Source organism: Paraburkholderia sp. GAS41 (assembly GCF_050436545.1).
GTDB lineage: Bacteria > Pseudomonadota > Gammaproteobacteria > Burkholderiales > Burkholderiaceae > Paraburkholderia.
The window spans coordinates 1-2479 of sequence record NZ_JBNDMK010000075.1; the positions used below are offsets into that span (position 1 = coordinate 1).

1 protein-coding gene and 2 pseudogenes are annotated in these 2479 nt (G+C 54.1%); all 3 read left to right on the forward strand.

Going from position 1 to position 2479, the window contains the following annotated elements:
* Nucleotides 1-53: 53 nt before the first annotated feature.
* A pseudogene (locus P3T43_RS35560) lies at nucleotides 54-565 on the forward strand (transposase); the annotation flags it as partial.
* Nucleotides 566-602: 37 nt separating this feature from the next.
* Nucleotides 603-1634, forward strand: a complete 1032-nt coding sequence (locus tag P3T43_RS35565) for an IS110 family transposase (protein WP_429285655.1) — start codon at nucleotides 603-605, stop codon at nucleotides 1632-1634.
* A 224-nt stretch (nucleotides 1635-1858) separates the two neighbouring features.
* Nucleotides 1859-2440: pseudogene (locus P3T43_RS35570) on the forward strand (IS3 family transposase); the annotation flags it as partial.
* Between the last annotated feature and the right edge of the window lie 39 nt (nucleotides 2441-2479).

Below are 2479 nucleotides of genomic sequence, written 5' to 3' on the forward strand. Positions count from 1 at the left end.
AACGGGTGTTCAAGGTAGAATTTTCTAGCAGCAGGATCGACAGGGAATTTTGCATGAAGACGTCCAGATTCACGGAAAGCCAGATCATCGGGATTTTGAAGCAGGCCGAAGCCGGAACACCCGTTCCGCAGTTGTGCCGCGAGCACGGCATGAGCAGCGCGAGCTTCTACAAATGGCGCTCGAAATACGGCGGCATGGACGCGGCGTTGATGAGCCGGATGAAGGAGCTTGAGACGGAAAACGCCAGGCTCAAGAAGATGTACGCCGAAGAGCGACTCAAGGCCGAAGTGGTGCGCGAGGCGCTTGAAAAAAAGTGGTGAGGCCATCTCGTCGCCGCGAGATGGCCATGCGTGCAGTGAAGGATCGCGCAATGAGCGTACGGGCGGCCTGTGAGGCGTTTGGCGTAAGCGAGACCTGCTACCGCTACCAGGCAAAGCGTTGCGCGGAAAACAGCGTGATCGCTGAATGGCTTGTGAAACTGACGCACAACCAGCGCAACTGGGGCTTTGGCCTGTGCTTCCTGTACCTGCGCAACGTCAAGGGCTTCGCCTGGAATCACATGCGGTAATCTAAACGCATCTTCCATCTCCTGGAGAACTACCATGAGCGCCTATGTCGGTCTTGATGTTGCACAGAAGAAAACAGCGGTTTGTATTGTTGACGGTGACGGGCGAGTAGCTCTTCACGGCATGGTTGAAACCCGACCGGAGCTGATCAGGGATTTTCTTGAAGCGAAGGGCTATGGAAATGCTAAAGTTGGTATGGAAACAGGGCCTCTCTCGGTTTGGTTATTTCATTCTCTGCGTAGACTTAACGTTGATATCGATTGCATTCATGCGCGACACGTACACGCAGCACTTACGGTCCAGTTGAACAAAACCGATCGAAATGACGCGCGCGGCATCGCGAATCTGGTTCGTACCAGCTGGTATCGACCGACGTATGTCAAGACCCTCGAGTGTCACAATCAAAGGCTGATGCTTACTGCCCGGGAAAGGCTTGTCCGTGTACGAGTTTCAATCAACAATCAGATTCGTGGTTTGTTGAAAACCTTTGGCGTTGTTCTTTCCCCTGGACGTAACGAGATTTTTCGGCGCGAGGTTTTGGCTGCAGACCCATCGGTGGAAGCCGTGAAGTCGGTCGTGCTGATGCTTCTAGATACGTGGCGGCACTTAAATCAACAAATCAGGGAGTGCAGCAAGATGCTGGAGAAGCAAGCTTGCCGGGATCCTGTTTGCGCGGCACTCATGTCAATCCCTGGGGTCGGTGTACTGACCGCGTTGTCATTCAAGACTGCCATTGATGATCCCACTCGCTTTCGCCGAATTTCGGACGTCGGCGCGTACCTAGGTTTGACTCCCAAAAAATATCAATCGGGTGATGTCGACAGAAACGGGGCTATATCAAAACAGGGAAATCGATATACTCGATCATTGCTATACGAAGCAGCTTCGTGCCTGCTGTCGCGCTACGGAAAAGAAACCCGCCTTGCGCGTTGGGCCAGTGCAATCCGGCAGACTAAAGGGTACAAAAAAGCGGTTGTAGCACTCGCGCGAAAATTGTCGACCGTAATGATGAGTATCTGGAAATCAGGAGAGCTGTATAAGGATACGAGTGCCGTTGTGTCTGCCTAACCTCCACTTGCCGTTGAGCACAATTCTTATTGGTTAGCTTTACCGAGAAAACTGAGTTCGTCGCCACGTTCGACTCCGAGACACGCTTTGCTACCGATGTTTGGATAGCGTGAATCACATCGGGGCGAGTGCGACGTCTGGCTGCATGTTGTAGCGCGTGCTCCACGTGACTACGAAGACGACAAAGACCACAGTGAATCGGGTTTGTTGACCAATTAGACGACAAACGTGTTTATCGCATCTATCGCGAGCTCGAGCTGAATCTGCGGATCAAGCCACGCAAACGGCTGGTGCGTGAGCAGCCTGAACCGCTGGCTGTGCCGCAGGCACTGAACGAGTGCTGGTCAATGGATTTCATGCACGATCAGCTCGCTGATGGCCGTAGCATCCGGCTGTTCAACGTGATCGACGACTTCAACCGGGAAGGCCTGTGCATCGAGGTGGACTTCTCGTTGCCCGCGCTACGCGTTATCCGGTCCCTGAATCAGGTAATCGAGTGGCGCGGCAAGCCGTCGAAGATCCGTTGCGACAACGGGCCGGAATATGTCAGCGATGCGCTCAGGGACTGGGCCGTTCGACGCGGCGTCGTTCTGCAGTTTATCCAACCCGGCAAGCCGCAACAGAACGCGTACATTGAGCGTTACAACAAAACGGTTCGATACGACTGGCTCGCCCATTACCTCTTCGAGACGGTGGCCGATGTTCAGGAGTATGCAACGAAGTGGCTCTGGTCATACAATCACGAGCGGCCGAACACGGCCATTGGCGGCGTACCGCCGAAACAGAAGTTGCCCATCGCGGCATGACCTCTACTTCTGAACTCCGTTAAAAGCGGGGGGACTACC

Excerpts from the sequence above, each read along its gene's own strand:
- P3T43_RS35565 (WP_429285655.1), top strand. The coding sequence starts at position 603 with ATGAGCGCCTATGTCGGTCTTGATGTTGCACAGAAGAAAACAGCGGTT.